12 protein-coding genes are annotated in these 18,014 nt (G+C 42.9%); 4 read left to right on the top strand and 8 right to left on the bottom strand.

Going from position 1 to position 18,014, the window contains the following annotated elements; genetic code table 11:
- Window positions 1–140: 140 nt before the first annotated feature.
- The 3 genes from F8L24_RS06645 to dnaE all read right to left on the bottom strand — a co-directional run bounded on the left by F8L24_RS06645 (window position 141) and on the right by dnaE (window position 8,105).
- On the bottom strand, window positions 141–2,342 hold the full coding sequence (locus F8L24_RS06645) for an NADP-dependent isocitrate dehydrogenase (protein WP_294953491.1): 2,202 nt from the start codon (window positions 2,340–2,342) through the stop codon (window positions 141–143).
- A gap of 155 nt (window positions 2,343–2,497) precedes the next feature.
- Window positions 2,498–4,411, bottom strand: a complete 1,914-nt coding sequence (locus tag F8L24_RS06640; protein WP_294953488.1) for a hypothetical protein — start codon at window positions 4,409–4,411, stop codon at window positions 2,498–2,500.
- A gap of 124 nt (window positions 4,412–4,535) precedes the next feature.
- The gene (gene dnaE, locus F8L24_RS06635) at window positions 4,536–8,105 is read right to left on the bottom strand and encodes a DNA polymerase III subunit alpha (RefSeq protein WP_294953484.1); all 3,570 of its coding nucleotides are present in this window, start codon (window positions 8,103–8,105) and stop codon (window positions 4,536–4,538) included.
- A gap of 158 nt (window positions 8,106–8,263) precedes the next feature.
- Here dnaE and F8L24_RS06630 point away from each other — a divergent pair, with 158 nt between their 5' ends.
- Together F8L24_RS06630 and F8L24_RS06625 are read left to right on the top strand one after the other, a co-directional pair.
- Entirely contained in the window at window positions 8,264–8,644 is a 381-nt protein-coding gene (locus F8L24_RS06630) for a DUF6394 family protein (RefSeq protein WP_294953481.1), read from the top strand.
- Window positions 8,645–8,647: 3 nt separating this feature from the next.
- Window positions 8,648–10,318 (top strand): NAD-binding protein, encoded by a 1,671-nt coding sequence (locus F8L24_RS06625; protein WP_294953478.1) that lies wholly within the window; start codon window positions 8,648–8,650, stop codon window positions 10,316–10,318.
- 96 nt (window positions 10,319–10,414) lie between these two features.
- On the opposite strand, the gene F8L24_RS06620 is transcribed toward F8L24_RS06625, so the two are convergent.
- The 5 genes from F8L24_RS06620 to F8L24_RS06600 form a co-directional block, all read right to left on the bottom strand.
- The gene (locus F8L24_RS06620; RefSeq protein WP_294953475.1) at window positions 10,415–10,687 is read right to left on the bottom strand and encodes a hypothetical protein; all 273 of its coding nucleotides are present in this window, start codon (window positions 10,685–10,687) and stop codon (window positions 10,415–10,417) included.
- 112 nt (window positions 10,688–10,799) lie between these two features.
- Window positions 10,800–11,360, bottom strand: a complete 561-nt coding sequence (locus F8L24_RS06615; protein WP_294953472.1) for a DJ-1 family glyoxalase III — start codon at window positions 11,358–11,360, stop codon at window positions 10,800–10,802.
- Entirely contained in the window at window positions 11,361–12,314 is a 954-nt protein-coding gene (locus F8L24_RS06610; RefSeq protein ID WP_294953469.1) for an NAD(P)-binding domain-containing protein, read from the bottom strand.
- Between the two features lie 80 nt (window positions 12,315–12,394).
- The gene (locus F8L24_RS06605; RefSeq protein ID WP_294953466.1) at window positions 12,395–13,195 is read right to left on the bottom strand and encodes an efflux RND transporter periplasmic adaptor subunit; all 801 of its coding nucleotides are present in this window, start codon (window positions 13,193–13,195) and stop codon (window positions 12,395–12,397) included.
- A 98-nt stretch (window positions 13,196–13,293) separates the two neighbouring features.
- Entirely contained in the window at window positions 13,294–13,716 is a 423-nt protein-coding gene (locus F8L24_RS06600) for a cytochrome C (RefSeq protein WP_294953463.1), read from the bottom strand.
- Window positions 13,717–13,898: 182 nt separating this feature from the next.
- On the opposite strand from F8L24_RS06600, the gene F8L24_RS06595 reads away from it, so the two are divergent.
- Both F8L24_RS06595 and F8L24_RS06590 read left to right on the top strand, forming a co-directional pair.
- On the top strand, window positions 13,899–14,654 hold the full coding sequence (locus F8L24_RS06595; RefSeq protein ID WP_294953460.1) for a hypothetical protein: 756 nt from the start codon (window positions 13,899–13,901) through the stop codon (window positions 14,652–14,654).
- 140 nt (window positions 14,655–14,794) lie between these two features.
- Window positions 14,795–17,944: a hypothetical protein gene (locus F8L24_RS06590; RefSeq protein WP_294953457.1), complete on the top strand. Its 3,150-nt coding sequence runs from the start codon at window positions 14,795–14,797 to the stop codon at window positions 17,942–17,944.
- Window positions 17,945–18,014: the final 70 nt, after the last annotated feature.

Genomic DNA, 18,014 nt, shown 5'->3' with positions numbered 1-18,014 from the left:
AGCGTAAAACCCCATGTTTACGTATAATAATACTGGAAAATTATTATAAAAGTGTTACACAGGGACATATTGCCCTGTGCGAAGTACTTACCTGTATCGATAAGTAATATCAGACCGCTCTGATTTTGCTTCTTTGTCTGTTAAATAGCGTCAATGATACTATTGAGTGTTTCAGACGGTCGCATAGCCGCTTCTGCCTTGGCATGATTTGGATGGTAGTAACCACCGATATCTTTTGCAGAACCTTCAGCCGCAAGCAGTTCGGCAAGGATCTTCTCTTCATTCTTTCTGAGTGCATCTGCCACAGGAGTGAATTTTGCAGCCAGTTCACTGTCTGCTGTCTGTGTTTCAAGTGCTTCTGCCCAGTAAAGTGCCACATAGTAATGTGATGCTTTATTGTCAGGCTCTCCCGCTTTTCTTGACGGTGCTTTGTTGTTGTCAAGGTAGCCCTGGTTCGCTTTGTCAAGTGCTTCGGTCAATGCACCGATCTTGCTGTCTTCAGACTTCCGGTATTCCATTCTGAGTGATTCTGCCAGGGCAAGGAATTCACCGAGGGAATCCCATCTGAGGTGTCCCTCTGCGAGGAACTGGTCTACGTGCTTAGGCGCAGAACCGCCCGCACCTGTTTCAAACAGACCGCCGCCAGCAAGCAGTGGAACGATCGAAAGCATTTTGGCAGAAGTGCCAAGTTCCAAAATAGGGAAAAGATCAGTCAGATAATCTCTCAATACATTTCCTGTCACCGAAATCGTATCTTTGCCTGCTCTTACTCTCTCAAGCGTATATGCCATCGCAGCCTGAGGATCCATAATCTTGATATCCAGACCGGTCGTATCATGTTCATTCAGATATGTATTCACTTTTTTGATCATATTTGCATCATGTGCTCTATTCTCGTCCAGCCAGAAAATTGCCGGGTCGCCTGTCAGTTTTGCTCTTTCAACCGCCAGTCTTACCCAGTCTTTGATCGGAATGTCTTTTGCACGTGACATTCTCCAGATATCTCCGGCTTCTACATTATTGCTCATCAACACATTGCCGTTTGCATCCACGACTTCTACCGTTCCTGCTTCAGCAATTTCAAATGTTGTCGGGTGAGAACCGTATTCTTCTGCTTTTTGTGCCATCAGACCGACATTTGACACACTTCCCATGGTTGTGACATCAAACTGACCGTTCTTCACACAGTCGTCTACACACTCTTTATAAAAAGTAGCGTAACATCTGTCAGGGATAACCGCAACACACTCTTCCGTATTGCCGTCTTTGTTCCACATTTTACCGCCGTCTCTTATCACTACCGGCATGGAAGCATCGATGATGATATCATTGGATGCATGAAGATTCGTAATACTGTTGTCGGAATCAACCATTGCAATGTTGGGGTTACCCTGCTCTACTACAGCTTTCAGGGCAGCCATGATTTCATCCTTTTTATCGGAGTTCTCAAGTTTTTTCTCAAGATCACCAAGACCGAGATTTGGATTGACACCAAGCTTTTCAAACTCATCGGCATACTTTTCAAATACGTCTTTGAAGAATACTTCTACCGCATGACCGAACATGATAGGATCCGATACTTTCATCATGGTCGCCTTGAGGTGAATCGACCAGAGCACACCGTTTGCTTTTGCATCTTCGATAGATTTTGCAAGGAATGCTCTAAGTGCTTTAGCGGACATGAATGTTGCATCAAGGATTTCTTTGTCCAGGGCATCAATCTCTGCAAGAAGTTTACCGTTAAGTTCGATCTTGACTTTTTGTGCACCTTCCATAATGACAGACTTTTCATTCCCGTAAAAATCGCCATGATCCATATGTGCTACATAGGTTTTTGAGTTTTCCGAGAATGGTCTGAGCTTATGGGGATGTTCCTGTGCGAATTTTTTCACTGCGGAAGCAGCACGTCTGTCGGAGTTTCCTTCTCTAAGGACAGGGTTTACGGCAGAACCGAGACATGTTGCATACTTTTCTCTTACTGCTTTTTCTTCAGCGGTCTGAGGTGCTTCAGGAAAATCAGGGAGTGTATAACCCTGCTCCTGAAGTTCTGCAATACACTCTTTGAGCTGTGGAATTGACGCTGAAATATTCGGAAGCTTTATAATGTTTGCTTCCGGTTTCTGTACCAGTTCCCCCAGTTTTGCCAACTCATTTTCCATTTTCTGATCATCATTCAGATACTCAGACATTGTAGCGATCACTCTTCCTGCAAGTGAGATATCGCTTGTTTTCACATCAACACCTGCGGCATTCGTAAATTTGCTTACGATCGGGAGAAGTGAATAGGTTGCCAAAGCCGGAGCTTCATCGATTTTTGACCAAATAATAGTTGGTTTAGACATGTATGTTCCTTAAATTAAGATTTATGTGGAAAGATTGTAGCACTGATTTAGTATGAAGGCAGATAAATTAAGTATTTTTAAAAACTTATGTTAGTTATTTGTTCCTATTTTACACAGAAAAGAATCTTCTCTCTTTTCTATGTGTAACATTTTTGTTATTTGTAGGCTCTTTTGACATCTTTTTCAATCTCTCCGGGAGCAGAAGCGATTTTCATAAAGTCAGACATACTCAAAAGAGGCAGAGACAGTGCAAGATAATATTTGGGATCAAGCATCACTGCTTTCTTCCCCTTGATCATCGATTCATAGGGAAGAATATCCGCATCACGTGCCGCATTGACTTTCAACAGGAACTTGTTGGTCCTGTTTCTCAGCTTATGCCCGACGATCATGTCACCGTTCGGCAGTTTGAGCGTATAGGCTACATATTTGACTGCATCTTTGCCTGTGACCTTTGCAGCCAGATTATCTCCTTTTGCTACAGTAATGGTATCGTTCAGGTACGGCATGCCGAACATAAACTGGTATTTGGGGAGATCGGCAAGTTCATACTGCTCTTTGACTTCGTACATATCGCCCAAAGCAGCCTGCAATGCTTCCAGTGTTTTAACGAATTGTCCATATTTGTATTTGTCCTGAAGGTAGGCTGCTCCGAAATAGGAGGGGTTCTGCACACGTATCTCATTTCCTTCGTTGACAAGCACATGCAGTGTGGCAAGAAAGGTATTGGTTTTCTGCAATTCCTCATTGGTAATCGTTACCACCGTTTTGCCTGCCAATATAGGTGTCACAGCCAGTACGGTGAATCCGTTGGCTTCAAGTTTTGCCTTGAGCGCATCTACGGTTTGGTACTTGGCCGCATAATAGGTTGAAAGTTTTTTGGGTGCCTTTGCGCCTATTTGCAGTTTGGCTCCTCTGAAAACCTTTTGAGGTACTGCTTTTACCGCAGCTGCCTGCGGTCTTGTTTCTACTGTGGTCTCACCTTTTTTCATCGCTTCTATCTGTGCTTCCAGTGCTTTGACCTTTGCCTTAAGCTGTCGGTTCTCTTCATCCAGGGACATCACTTCAGGCACCTTCGCACCCTGGGCTTCCAGTTCAAAACCAAGTTCTCTGAACGTCTCGATCACTTCAGCATCGATCGCTCTCATATAGTCGATGGTCTTCTGGTCTTTGAAGTTAAGTGCATTGATCCAGTTATCGACACTGGCATAGCCCACATGCAATTCATTTTTGCCTTTGGGGATATAGAAGTAGATCGAACACGGTGCGAACATACCTGCTTCAGGAATGCCTCTGTTGAAAATAGAATTGGAAAATTTAAAATGGCACAGCAGTGAAACCCAGTAGGCATCATATTTGTCAAAATCAAGATCCATATCACTATATTCAAATTTATAGTCCACAAACCCTGCAATGATAAAATCATGTTTGGAAAAAGCACCGTCATGCTTCATCACAAAATCTTCAATGAACTCTTCCATATCATCCGGCGCATCAAACTTCATGACCATCTTTGTCAAACCATGTTCGGGCAGTGGTTTGGAATGTACGAATTTCTTTGTCATGGTAGGCTGCATCTCTTTGACGACCAGGTCATCAAACCCTTGTACCATCGCTTTGAATTGATCTCTTGTCGCAGGATCCTTCTCTCCGATGATATTCAACATTGTATCCGGAGCAAGATGTCCGTACCAGGTATTGTTGTCTTCTTTGGTATCAAGCGTTTTATACACGAGGAAATTAAAAGGAGCATAGGCTCCGAAATCAGGATTTTTAAGTAAAAGAGGTCTCATTTTCTTTTTGTTCACAATATCGAAAAAAGAGATCATTTCTACATTTTTCTCTTTGAATTTATTCAAATAATGCACTTCTATATGTTTGTTTGCCGCAACCGTACTGAAGCCGATCGAACCGATCTTTTGGATCAGGGCATCGATCCGGGCTTCCTGATTCCCTTTTGAACCGTACAGTTCACCGGTCAGTTCCGTTTTGGCTTCATTGGAATGTACATCGGCCTGCAGGTACCCGACAATCAGCAAAAATGACAATACAAATCTATACAGTTTCATTTTGATCCCTCTTCTTTAAATTTTCTAATACTATTCTATCAGATATAATTTAAGAAAAAATATACTTTTTGGCAAAAAGGATCAATTTGCCTTATTTTCAAAATAATTGCTTCTTTTGGTATACCTACTGTTCCAGTACCAAATTTTCTTCAAGATAAATACCGAGATCTTTTGCCTCTTCAAGCAGCATTTCACTGACTTTCCACTTTGACTCGATAATGACATCAGCAAGCTTGGATTTGATATGCAGTTCCAGCGGCCGTTTCCCCGGATAGCGTTCCACCAGACACATCAGCTCTTCCACTGTTTTGGCATCAGGCATAAGATTGAGTGCCAAAATCAGCGGCGGCTGTTCGGGTTCAGGTGTATGTTTTTCCTCTTTTTTGACTTTTACTTTTTCTTTTTTGGCATCTTTGAGAGATTCGATCTTGAGAATATTCATGCGGGTAAAATCACCGTCTTTGCTGACCTTGACTTTAAAAGCAATCGGCTTGGTCATGTCAAAATCTTCTTCAAGTTCTTTGAGCCTGTTCTCAAAAAGCATCAGTTCGATATTGCCGTGCAGGTCCATAATACTGGCAATACCGAACTTGTTTCCTTTCTTGGAAATCTTTTCAGTGATATTTTCAATCTTTCCTATGAAAAGCGCCTGCGAACCATCAGCGAGGTCATCAATTTCGGAACTGAGCGTATAGCTGATACCATCCAGCGTTTCACGGTATTTATCCAAAGGGTGTCCCGACACATAAAAACCGAGAGACTCTTTTTCCATTTCCAGTATCTCCATCGGCTCGAATTCTTCCATAGGCTGAAGTACCAATGCCACAGACGTCATTTCCGCTCCCTCGCCAAAGAGTGAACCCACTGCCATTTTCTTGGCTTCTCCCGCTTTCTTGGCCGTATCGATGATTTCTTCGATCTGCGAGAGCATTGCCTTTCGGCTGTAGCCAAAACTGTCCAGTGCACCGGCTTTAATAAGTGATTCTATAACCTTTTTGTTGACCTTGCTTGAGTCGATACGTGATACAAAATCGGAAAAATCTTTAAACTGTTCCCCTTCTCTTGCTTCAAGCATCGTATTGATCGCGATATCCCCTGCTCCTTTGATCGCACCCATACCGAACATGACCACTTCGTCACCGTCAATCTCGGTCGCTTCAAAAACCAGACCCGAACGGTTGATATCGGGTGGCAGAAGTTTGATGCCCATACGTTTGAGTTCATCGACATATTTAACAACTTTATCCGTATTGTTCTTTTCCAGAGTCAAAATAGCCGCCATGAATTCTGTCGGATAATAATACTTCAGATAAGAAGTATAGAAGGTTACCATCGCATAGGCGGCTGAGTGTGATTTATTGAATCCGTAACCGGCAAATTTCACGATCAGGTCAAAGAGGTTTTCCGCTTTGGCTTTGTCAAAACCTTTCTTGGCTGCCCCCTCTGCAAATTCACCTTTAAGCTTATCCATCTCTGCTTTGATCTTTTTACCCATTGCTCTACGTACAAGGTCGGCTCCGCCAAGAGAAAAACCGCCGATCGTCTGCACGATCTGCATTACCTGCTCCTGATAGACAATAACCCCGTACGTTGGCTTGAGGATCGGTTCGAGTTCCGGGAAATCATAAGTAATTTCCGCCCGGCCGTGTTTTCTGTCGACAAAATCATCGAGCATACCCGACTCCATCGGGCCCGGACGATAGAGTGCAAGCATCGCAATAATGTCTTCAAATCCGTTGGGCTTGAGCTTTTTGGCCAGATCCTGCATACCTGCCGATTCAATTTGAAAAAGTCCCAGTGTTTCACCGGTTGAGATGTATTCGTAAACGTTGGGATCTTCAATATTCTCTTCGACAAAGTTAATACGCTTTCCATGCCGTTTTTCAACCAGCTGAAGCGCCTCTTCAATAACGGTCAGTGTCTTGAGTCCAAGGAAGTCAAACTTGATCAGGTCAACATCTTCCACATATTTTCCGCTGTACTGGGTTGCCAGTGTATCCATACCGGAAGGCTTGAAGAGCGGTGTTTTCTGCCAGAGCGGTTCATTCGAAATGACCACACCCGCGGCATGTGTTCCTGCATTCCTGTTCAGTCCTTCAAGCGCCAGAGCATATTCCCATGTCCTCTTGGCCGTAGGATCACTTTCGAGAAGTGCTTTGATCTTGGGTTCTTTTTCATAGGATGCTTTCAAATCAATACCAAGTTCGTCGGGAATAAGCTTTGCCATAGCATCCGCCTTGGCGTACGGCATATCAAGAACACGTGCCACATCACGGATGACTCCTTTGGCAAGCAGTTTACCGAAAGTAATGATCTGGGCAACGTTCACGCGGCCGTATTTCTCTATAACATAATCAAGTATCTCCTGACGGCGTGCCTGACAGAAATCCATATCAATATCGGGCATCGATACACGTTCCGGGTTCAGGAAACGTTCAAAAAGCAGTCCGTACGGCATAGGATCGATATCGGTGATCTCCAGCGAGTATGCCACCAGAGACCCGGCTGCCGACCCCCGTCCCGGACCTACCGGTATGCCCATATCTTTGGCTGCTTTGACAAAATCCCATACAATAAGCATATAGCCCGGGAATTTCATATTGTTGATAATATCTATCTCAACCTGAAGCCGCTCTCGATAGTCCTGATGTTTCTCTTCGGGAACGATCTTCAGGCGGCGTTCAAGTCCTCTGCGCGATTCTTCTATGAACAATGTAATATCGTTTTGAAGCGAATATTCTTTTTCCGGTTCGGGAAGGAGAAGGCCGATATCCGCAGCACGTTCTCTGGCAAATTTAAAATTCGGAGGTGTCGGGTTGCCAAGTTTGATCTCCAGGTTGCATTTTGCTGCAATCTCCTGTGTATTTTCCAAAGCCTCCGGAATATCGGCAAAAAGTTCTGCCATCTGTTCGGGAGACTTGACATAGAACTCATGAACCGAGTGGCGCAGACGGTTGGGATCATCATAGAGTTTGTTCATTGCAATACACATGAAAGCTTCATGTGCATCCGCATCCTGTGGATTAGTATAGTGGGTATCATTGGTCGCAATGATCTTAATGCCCGTTTCGCGGGAAATCTGAAGGATCTGTTTGTCGATGCGATGCTGATCACCAATACCGTGACGCATCAGCTCAAGGTAAAAATCATCGCCGAAAACTTCTTGGTATTTCAATGCGACACGTTTGGCCTCCTCATACCCTTTGGCACCGAACTTTAAATTACGCTCGGAGAGGTTGAGATGCCAGTTCACTTCCCCCTGTAGACAGGCAGAAGAGCAGACAAGCCCCTCTGCATGCTCTTTCAAAAGGTCCCAGTTGATACGCGGATAGTAATAGAAACCTTCAAGATAGGCTTTTGAAGAAAGGAACATAAGGTTTTTGTAGCCTGCTTCATTTTTGGCATACAGACAAAGGTGAAAACGCTGACGTACCGATTTGTCACCCAGTTCCGGCTGATTGTGGACATAGGCTTCCATACCAATGATCGGTTTGATCCCCTCTTTTCGCATCGTATTGTAAAAGTCGATGGTTCCGAACATATTGCCGTGATCTGTCATCGCCACAGAAGTCATACCAAGTGCTTTGACCTTCTGGGCAAGGGCTTTGATTTTGTTGGCACCGTCAAGCAGAGAATATTCTGTATGGAGGTGCAAATGGGTAAACTGCGGCTTTGATTTCGGTTCTTCTGACATGACTATTGACCTTCTGATTATTCTCGGAAATTTTTAATATAGCAGAGATTTGGTGAAACCGGGTTGAAACTTTCTATTCATAGTACCTCTCTATTTTTAAAATTGTTTTTAGCTATACTATACGCTGCATATACAAAGGCCGAAGAGGGAGAATCATAATGAATACAGAAAAGGTAATATCGGGGTTTTTCTTTATCCTCGCCATGACAATCAACTTCGGGTTTTTCTATGGAGACCCGTCCAACATCGAATACCACAGCGCCTATGAACTTTTCGCTGCCATTATTATCAACCTGATCGCCACGGTACTGAAACTGGGAGATAAAACTCAGCTGGGTTCGGTTTTGCTCGCGACCAGTCTTGTTGCCGATATTCAGCTGATCGCTTCGGCAAGCGTCTGGGCGATCGCCCTCTACATCGGACACGGACTGGACAATGAAAGTACACTGGCCGTTGTCTCCCTTTCCGGCGGTGCACTGCTTGCCAACATCGTATCTGTCCTCCTCTTCATTGGAGACACACTTAAATCCAAGCGGTAGCCTATGGAAGGAAATAACACCATCTGGATCATTATCCGCCGAATGCGGATGCCCTTTTTGGTGATCATCATTACATTTTCCGTCTCCATTCTCGGACTGACGCTGATCCCGGGGATGGATGACCAGGGCAAGCCTTACCACATGAGCTTCTTTGATGCATTTTATTTCGTCAGCTACATGGCTTCAACCATTGGTTTCGGAGAAGCACCCTATACCTTCACCTATCCCCAGCGTCTCTGGGTTTCGTTTTGCATCTACCTCACCGTTATCGGATGGTTTTACGGCATTGGAACCATTATTGCACTCATACAGGACCAAAAACTGGCACGTGAACTTTCCATTGCACGGTTCCGCAGTAAAATTTCGAAGATCAGTGAACCTTTTATCATCATCCTGGGATACAACAATGTCACACATAAGATCATAGAGTGGCTCAACAAGGCAGCAGTCAGGGTCGTCGTGGTAGACAAGAACAACGAAAAGATCAATGCACTGGAACTGGAAAATTTTATCCCTGAAGTTCCGGCACTTGCAGCAGATGTAACACAGCCGGAAGTACTCAAACTGGCCGGTATCCACAAAAAGAACTGCGAAGGAGTCATCTCTCTTTTTGACAATGACTTGAAAAATACCAAAATCGCACTGATGTGCCGTCTTCTCAATAAACATCTCAAGCTTGTTATCAAATCAACGACCCCCAGTCAAACAGAACACTTGCATAATCTTGGTATCCGCTATATTGAGGACCCTTTTCGTTTTGTTTCAAACCGTTTTTATCTGGCACTCACCTCACCGGATCTGTGGCTGCTGGAAATGTGGATATTTGGACACATTCTTAAAATCAGGGATCGCGAAATACTGCCAAAAGGCACCTATATTCTCTGCGGTTACGGTCGGATGGGGCAAGCACTGGGAGCTGCACTGGAAAAAGCGGATATCCCCTATACCTATATCGATCTCAAATCATCGGAATACAAAAGCAAAAAGGAGAGCGCCATATTCGGTGATGCGGAAGACCATGACGTGCTGCTTCAGGCAGGCATCAAGGATGCAGCAGGTATCATTGCCGCCACAAAAGATGATCTTATTAATCTGACCATTCTTTCCACAGCAAAAAAATTCAATAAACACATTTATACCATTGCGAGGGAAAACACCCTTGATGACCTCAGCATCTTCAAGTCGGCACGCATCAACCGTGTCTACATTCTTGAACAGATCCTTTCCGAATTTACCTATCTTTTTATTGCCCGTCCCCTCGCCTATAGATTTGTACGGCTGATCCACACGCAAAACGAGATGTGGGGGAAAACACTTGTGGAAAGGATGCAGAAAAAAATAGGAGACAATCCGGAGCATTTTGAGATCACGGTCAGTGAAGAACAAACCTACGCCCTCTATCATGAACTGAAAAGAGGCACAACGATCACGCTGGATATGCTGAAACGTTCACGGTCCGACTACCGAAAATCATTAAAATTGATCTTTCTGCTTGCGGTTGAAAACGATTCTGTCATATTGCTTCCCAAAGGAGAACTGGAACTCAAACCCGGCATGCAGTTCCTTATAGCCTCTACTTCTGAAGCCCAGAGTGATTTTGAATATATTAGCAACAATTACTATGAACTTTACTATGCCATGACAGGCAAAGAAAAGGAATTTGGTATACTGTGAAGTACGGCGATTGATATAACAGGCTGTTATTACCGCCTGTTTCCTCGTCTCCAAAAAATTTCCAACACTTAAAGCAGAAAAAAGTTTTCATTCCTCTCAGTCATCATAAACACCCGTATCCATGTCAAAATCATAGTCAGGCTTAATGACAGGTACACTCTTCAGGCTGTCTTTGTTTACTTCAGCCCCTTTGAAATCATACTCATCCCCCGAATAGAATCGTTGCTCTTTGGCATATTTTTTTTCAAGTTCCATCGCTTTTCGGACAGCTTCTTTTGTTCGGTTGTTTTCTCCCGAACTATTATTTTCATTCGCACATACTCTGACAGATAAACCGCACAACATTAGAATAATCAATATTTTTTTCATCAGGTTCCTTTCCTCTCTCTACAGGATAGAAAATACTATAACAAAAGGAAACTTAGACAAATATAAATTAAACTAATGATTTAGTAAATTTATACTTATAATTAAACGGGCTTCAGCAGTAGCTCAGCAGCATAGCATCTTTGACATTCTGCATACTTTCTTCACCGACGAGACGTTTTACGATAGCCAGACCGAAACAGACAGCCGTCCCCGGTCCCTGGGAAGTCATGATGTTTCCGTCCACTACCACTTTTTCATCTGCAACATAACCTGGCTGATCGATCTCTTTCTCCACTCCGGGATACGCCGTATAGCGTTCTCCGAGTACACCCGCTTTTTTTAACGCATACGGGGCGGCACACATTGCACCCACTGCTTTATTCTCTTTGAATTCTCTCAGCAGTTCCAGTATCCTTGCATTTTCGGCCAATGCCTGCGTACCTCCCCAGCCGCCAGGAAGGACGATCATATCAAAATCATCAGAAATAACGTTTTTAATGGACGTATCCGCCTGAATCGTAATACCGTGCGCTCCAAGTACAAGATTGCCTTGCATTTCATCTTCAAGATACGCCACACGCACATCAATACCGCCTCGGCGCATAACATCGATCAGCGCAACGGCTTCCACCTCTTCAAATCCTTCTGCCATAGGCAGCAATACACTTGCCATTTAGTTCTCCTTGCTTAAAATATGTGTTACGATACGATAACCGTGATTAAGAGCAATTGCAATACTCCCGCCGCTTTTAAATGCAATATCACCGGCGATATACATCCCATCAACACCGCTTTCGTAATTTTCATCAAACATAGGTTCTCCCGTCTCATCAAGCGGGATGTTGCAGCTTTTGAGAAAATCAACCGGCGTTGTTCCGCCTATGGCATAGATCACTCTGTCAAAAAGTTCCGGCCCGTCCGTGAAATTGACCTGGACCTGTCCGTGCATATTCTCCAAACCTTCAATGTCAACACCAAGCCTGACCCTGACAGCATCATTCTCACAATACTCACTTATCATTTCCTGATTGGTCGGATTGGGTCGGGTAAGCTCTTCTCTTCTGTAATTCAATACCACTTCATTCGTACTGCTCAAATCACAGGCATACTCCACAGCGGTATCACCGCCCCCTACAACAAGTATCTTTTCGCCGTTGCTGCATTTGTCCAGGTTAAAATTGACCTGCTGCCTGAGTGATGCAGGGATTTTATAGGAAGGTTTATTGGGTTTTCCCATGCGTCCGATGGAAACAATGATATTTTTAGCCAGATCCGTACCGCAGCCCGAAGTGACATGGAAAAGTCCGTCGATCTTCTCAACTTTTTCCACAGCGCAGTTAAAACGTGTATCGATCGATTCATCGTCAAGAAGCCTGTCAAAGTAGTCAAGCGTGCTCTCTTTGGTACCGTCTGTAAATTCGACATTGCCTTCAAGGTCCACTGCTTGCCCCTGCCAATCCTTATCAACACGTTTTTGATCTTTGTAAAATTTGCGTATCGTATGGGAATGATTATCCGTTTTTTCTATCATCAGTACTTTTTTAAGCCCCAGTACATTTGCTTCTACTGCGGACCCTATGCCTCCGGGTCCGCCGCCTATTATTATAAGATCATATACATTTTCCATCAGACGCTATCCTTCAAAGTATTTTTATAGAATAGTGTAGCATTTTTTCAGCGATAAATCTACAAAAAGGGTCTCTTTTTTTACGTACCTTCCGGGATGATTACTTTTGCATACATTCCGGGGAAGATATTTTTCTTTCCCTTGTCAAAAGAGACACGCATTTTGATCTTGTGTGTCATAGGGTTTGCATCGGGAATAATGGCCTTTATCTTCCCGATCGTATTGTACTTGATTGCAGGTATTTCCACTGCAAGCCGCTGGCCTTCGTGTATTTTTCCTATAATTCCCGCAGGAAGCGAAACATCGATTTCAAGATGTTCCGTATCAACGATCATTATGGTCAGCATACCGGGCATGACCATATCTCCCACTTTGATATTTTTTTGTACCACAACACCGTCTGCCGGTGCTTTCATTTTAAGATAATTAAACACTATAGCCATCTGTTTTACCTGTTCTGCCGCATGTTTAACCATAATTTTGGTAGATTCGAGCATTGCCTTGACTGTTTCAATCTGTCCTTCAAGATCGTCCATGCCAAACCCGGTCATGCCGTATTTCTTTTTGACATTCTCTTTCTTTTTATTGATCACACGCAAGCGGTCTTTCCAGTATTCCAAAGCGATCTGAGACTGTTCAAGCATCAGATTGGCCTGTGTCTTCATAATGTCAAATTCTGCTGATTCCATTTCATAAAGATCATCTTCGCGCTTGACCTTGTCTCCGAGTTTGACATACACCTTTTTGACATACCCCATATAGCGGCTTCCGATCATTTTCTGTCCGTCAGACACAATGGTACCGGTCAGAGAAATTCCGCCTGCATAGACTGTGCTTCCAAAAAGAAGTATGAACAGAATAGTATTTTTTAGTTTCAACATATAGTGTTTCTTTTCATTCTAAAGTTTTAAAATCCTCTTTGCCCAAGGAAATTCATAAGGCTATTTTACTGCTTTATGGTTAATCGTTATGCAGGATATTACCATTTTCTCAAACGGACATGGCATTTCATACACTGCTGCGCGATTCTGCTGTATTCCTGTAAAGCCTGAATCGCATCGCCGTCTGCAAAACGCTCTTCGAGTACTGTTGCTTTCTTTTTGATCTTCTTTTGAATTTTATGTGTCATTTTCAAATCATTGTTGAGCCATTTTTCATAAATATCTTTATTGTTCACTTCTGAATCGATCGGTCTTACATTGACGATCGTGTTTTTCAGCACTTTTGTCCCTGCTTTGACAATATCGACATTATTGTAAAAAAAGCCGGACTGTATATCCTGCATGGCTTGTGCCATCTTTTGCATGTCCGCTATTCTGTCCGCCTGTGTGTATCCTTCTGCCATGACAAGCACTGTTGTTGCTGCTGTCAGCATCGTAATGTGACGTAAAAACCTTTCCATTTATACATCTCCTTTATACTTTGGTATTTTGTTTTGACATTGTAACCAATTATCTTTAATAACACAGTTCCATTGATTATCATCATAAAATTTAATTACATTTTTTTATAATATTTAAGTTTTTATTTAAAGTTTAGGTGCTAAGATGGTGGAACCCAAAAAATCAATTAAAAGGAAACCAGATGAAAAAAATAGTAATTTCATGTGTAGCAGCGGCAGCACTTTTTACAAGTGTACATGCAGACTTCAGCTTTGGAGATATGTTCAAAGATATGAAAGAAGCAAGTATCAGTATGAGTAAAGATGCGAAAGACAGTGTCGAATCTATGAAAGACGGTGCGGTTGAAACCAGTAAAAGTGCAGAAAGAACGGTAACAAACGTCAGTGCCGACGCAAAAGACACAGGTGTTAAAGTATCTGACGACCTTAAAACAGCTCAGGTATCTACCAGCAAAGATGTCAGGGACGCAACAGTAGAAGTATCAGAAGATACAAAAGATTCCATTACCAATACAACGAAAGATCTTAAAGATTCTACCACTATCGCATCAAAAGACATGAAAGATTCTGCTGTCTCTGTCTCCAAAGACATCAATGATGCAACAAAAACTGTATCCAACGATTCAAGAGATTCTGTCAAAACAGTCTCCAATGACTCAAGAGATTCCGTAAAAGATGTTTCTGACAATGCCAATGATTCCACCAAAACAATTTCCAATGATTCACGAGATTCTGTAAAAGATGTTTCTGACAATGCCAATGACTCTACTAAAACAATTTCAAAAGAGACAAGAAAATCTGTAAAAGATGTTTCTGACAATGCCAATGACTCTACTAAAACAATCTCTGACAATGCCAACGACTCTACTAAGACAATTTCAAAAGAGTCAAGAAAATCTGTAAAAGAAGTAGCTGACGACAACGAAGCACACAAATAATCTTCCCGCATATTTTCCCCGAAAAGCTGCCGTAACTTTTGGTAGCTTTTCACTTCTATTGATCAAAAATCATTAATTTCATTAATTTTATCCATATACTTTATGCTATCCTATATTATTAATTACAAAAGGATATCCCTATGTCTGTTTTTAGAAAAGTGCTCCTTCTTGGCATCATACTCCTGATGCCCGCCACACTCTTTTCGGCTAATGAAAAAAGTGACAACTCGCTTGCTGTTATTTACACTGTCGACGGCAATATTCAGGACAAGTTCAACGCTCTGATGGAAGAAAAGATCAAAACAATCGGTTTTCATTTGACCGATCCCCACAAGAGGGTCAACGACCAGTACAAAAAGAAATACGGATCGACTGTACTTGATGTACTCAGCTTCATGCCTGTCGTCAATGACAAAATGATGCTCCCCCTGCTGAATATCGATCCGCGCATCGCCGGTTTCGGACCGTTCAATATGCTCATTGCCAAAAAGCTTGATGAGCCGTATACACAGGTAGGCCACCTCAGTCCCAAAGTCATGCTTGACATACTGGGTATCAAAAATGACAAAGTCCGAAAAACATTTACTGAAAGCTTCAAGCCGCTCAATGCAATGCTTGAAAAAGAGCTGGGCGGGAAAAAGCGTTATCTGCCTGTAAAAAAACTGCCAAAACAAACTATGCTCACATACGAATACGACTTTCAACCTGTCGATGATATCGAAGATTTCATGGATGAGATCCAGGACAAGTTTGAAACAGCATTCATCGATAAAAATTATCTGATAGCTGGATATCATAACTTCATGGAAGGCACACCGGATGCCAAGAAAATCCTAAAAGGGTACGATGCATTCTGGAGCTACTCCCTCTGCCACCTGGAATTTTCCTACAATATGTTCGACACAAAAGGGGCTCACCCCCTGGCAGGGCTGTTTGCGCCGTGTACCATGTATATGTTCATTCCCAAAGGAAGCAATAAACTTTTCGTCGGAATGTACAGGTTGCACAACTGGTCTGATACATTGGGTATTACAGACGAAAAAAGAGTCAAGCTTGTAGAAAAACTTGACACGGAGATCCCCGCACTGCTGAAACAGATCGGTATGAAGCCTATTCCAAACGTCAATCCTTTGACGCTGCTCAAAAAAACAACACCTGCAAAAACAACACCTGCCAAGACAGCAGAGACAACTCCTGCAGCAGTTTCCGCTTCCAAAACCGGGAAAAAATTTCTTGCTAAAATGTATGTGATAGAGGGTAAAGCAGAGAAACAGTACAATCAGCTGGTTGAAAAAGAGATCGAATCAGTCGGCTTCAACATGGCAGACCCGCATCACCGGGTCAATGACCAGTACAAAGCCAAATACGGCTCAACTGTCCTCGATGTACTAAGCTTCCTTCCCGCTGTCGATGACAGTGTCGTCATGCCGCTTTTCAATATCGATCCGCGCATCGCAGGTTTCTCACCTTTCAATATGCTCATCTATAAAAAGCTTACTGACAAAGTCACCCATGTAGGGCACTTGACACCTGAAGCCATGCTGGATATTCTCGGTATCAACAATGAAACGGTCAAAAGAAAATTTACCGCTTCTTTCGCCCCTCTGGATAAAAAGATTGAAACATTTTTCAAAGCTAAAGGACTCAAATACACCGTAAAACAGATACCATATGAAAATGCCACCAAAAAGAAAATGCTCAACTTCATTTATACTTTCAAAAGAGATGATGATACCGATATGGACGACTTTATCGAAGAGTTCCAGAACAAATTTGAACTTGCATTCATTGACAAACACTATCTTATAGCCGGATTCCATAACTTTATGGATAATGATGATGCAGAAGACGTTATTGGAGGTTTTGATGCCTTCTGGAGTTATTCACTCTGTCACCTGAGTTATTCATACAATGTATTTGATACAAAGGGTGCACGCCCGGATGCAGGCCTTTTTGCACCCTGTACCATGTATGTCTACATCAAAAAAGATTCCAACCAGATGGTCATAGGGATGCCGACACTTGCCAATGTCAAAAATACACTGCACATTACCAGCAAGAAACGGGTCGAATGGATAGACAAACTCGACAAAGAAATTCCGGAAATCCTCACTTCAATGGGTATGGTCGCCGTAGAAAATGTCAACCCGCTCAACGAAACACCCAAACCACTGGCTGTAACCGTCACGGCAAACAAAACCCAAACCAGAGAGCATGTTCCGGCAGCGAAAACAAAACCTGAAGCTGCCACCCCTGTGAAAAAAGGCACAGAAGCACCTGCAGCTCTTAAGAAAACCGGGGAAAAAGCTGCTGTACAGTCAAAGCAGGAAGGCGAAACAATTCAAATAGGCGGCGAAACAATTAAGATAACCATACCAAAGCCTCCTAAACCGGTTCAGCCTGTCAAAGTGGAAACATACAATAGCCAGGATATTGCCGACCGTTCCATCAAATTTTCAAAACGAATGCCTCCAAACTACATTCCGCCTGAACAAAGAGCGGCAAAACAAAAAGCGCAGAATACAGCAACCAATATCGGCGAAGTGATCCACGGAAGGGTTTCGGCTTACATCAGAGGCAAATTCATAGAGGTCAAAGAGGCTAAAAAACGTTTGAAAAAAGCAGGTTTTTCCATCCTTTCCGTCACACCGCTTGACAAAAAAGGAAAACTGGTTTCCATTGTCTTTACCGATAAAGAACTCACAAAGGAAGCAAGTAAAAAAAACCGCGGATTTGCAGCATCGCTTCGCCTGCTTGTCAATAAAAAAGATCATCATATCAGTATTACCAACCCTATCTATATGGCAAAAGCATTTCTCCAGGATAACTATAATGACAAAGCGGCAAAAGCGACACTTAAAAAGATCACAAGCAATTTCGATAATCTGTTGAACTCCAAAGACAAACTGAAATTCCAGCTTTTGCCGAAATACCAGTTCATGCACGGAATGCCTCAATACCAGGATATGGTCGTAGTTGCAAGAGGGAATAATCTTCTCAAAAAGATCAAGCATAATAAAAAAGTTGTCTTTGAACAAAAACTCGATAATGGGGCAACCCTCATCGGCGTCCTGCTGGGCAGACGCACGAACAAGTTCATCAGCCGTATCGGTACGAACAATGCCGCACTGCTGCCCTACCCCGTGCTCATAGAAAACGGCGAAGCCAAGATCATGGAACCCAAATATTACATCTCTGTTATGTATCCGCTGCTTCAAATGTCAGAGTTCATGACCATAGCTACTGTACCGGGTGCGATCATAAGAGATTGTGGGAAAGTGTTTAAATAAAAAAAGCGTTTAGTACCTAAGGGAATTTATCCCTTTGGTCAAAAAAATATGTTCAGTATGCATATCTGAA

It is taken from the genome of Sulfurovum sp. (assembly GCF_015493435.1).
Taxonomy (GTDB): Bacteria; Campylobacterota; Campylobacteria; order Campylobacterales; family Sulfurovaceae; genus Sulfurovum.
Note: the sequence above shows the minus strand (reverse complement) of the source record. Positions and strands in the feature narration are given on the sequence as shown.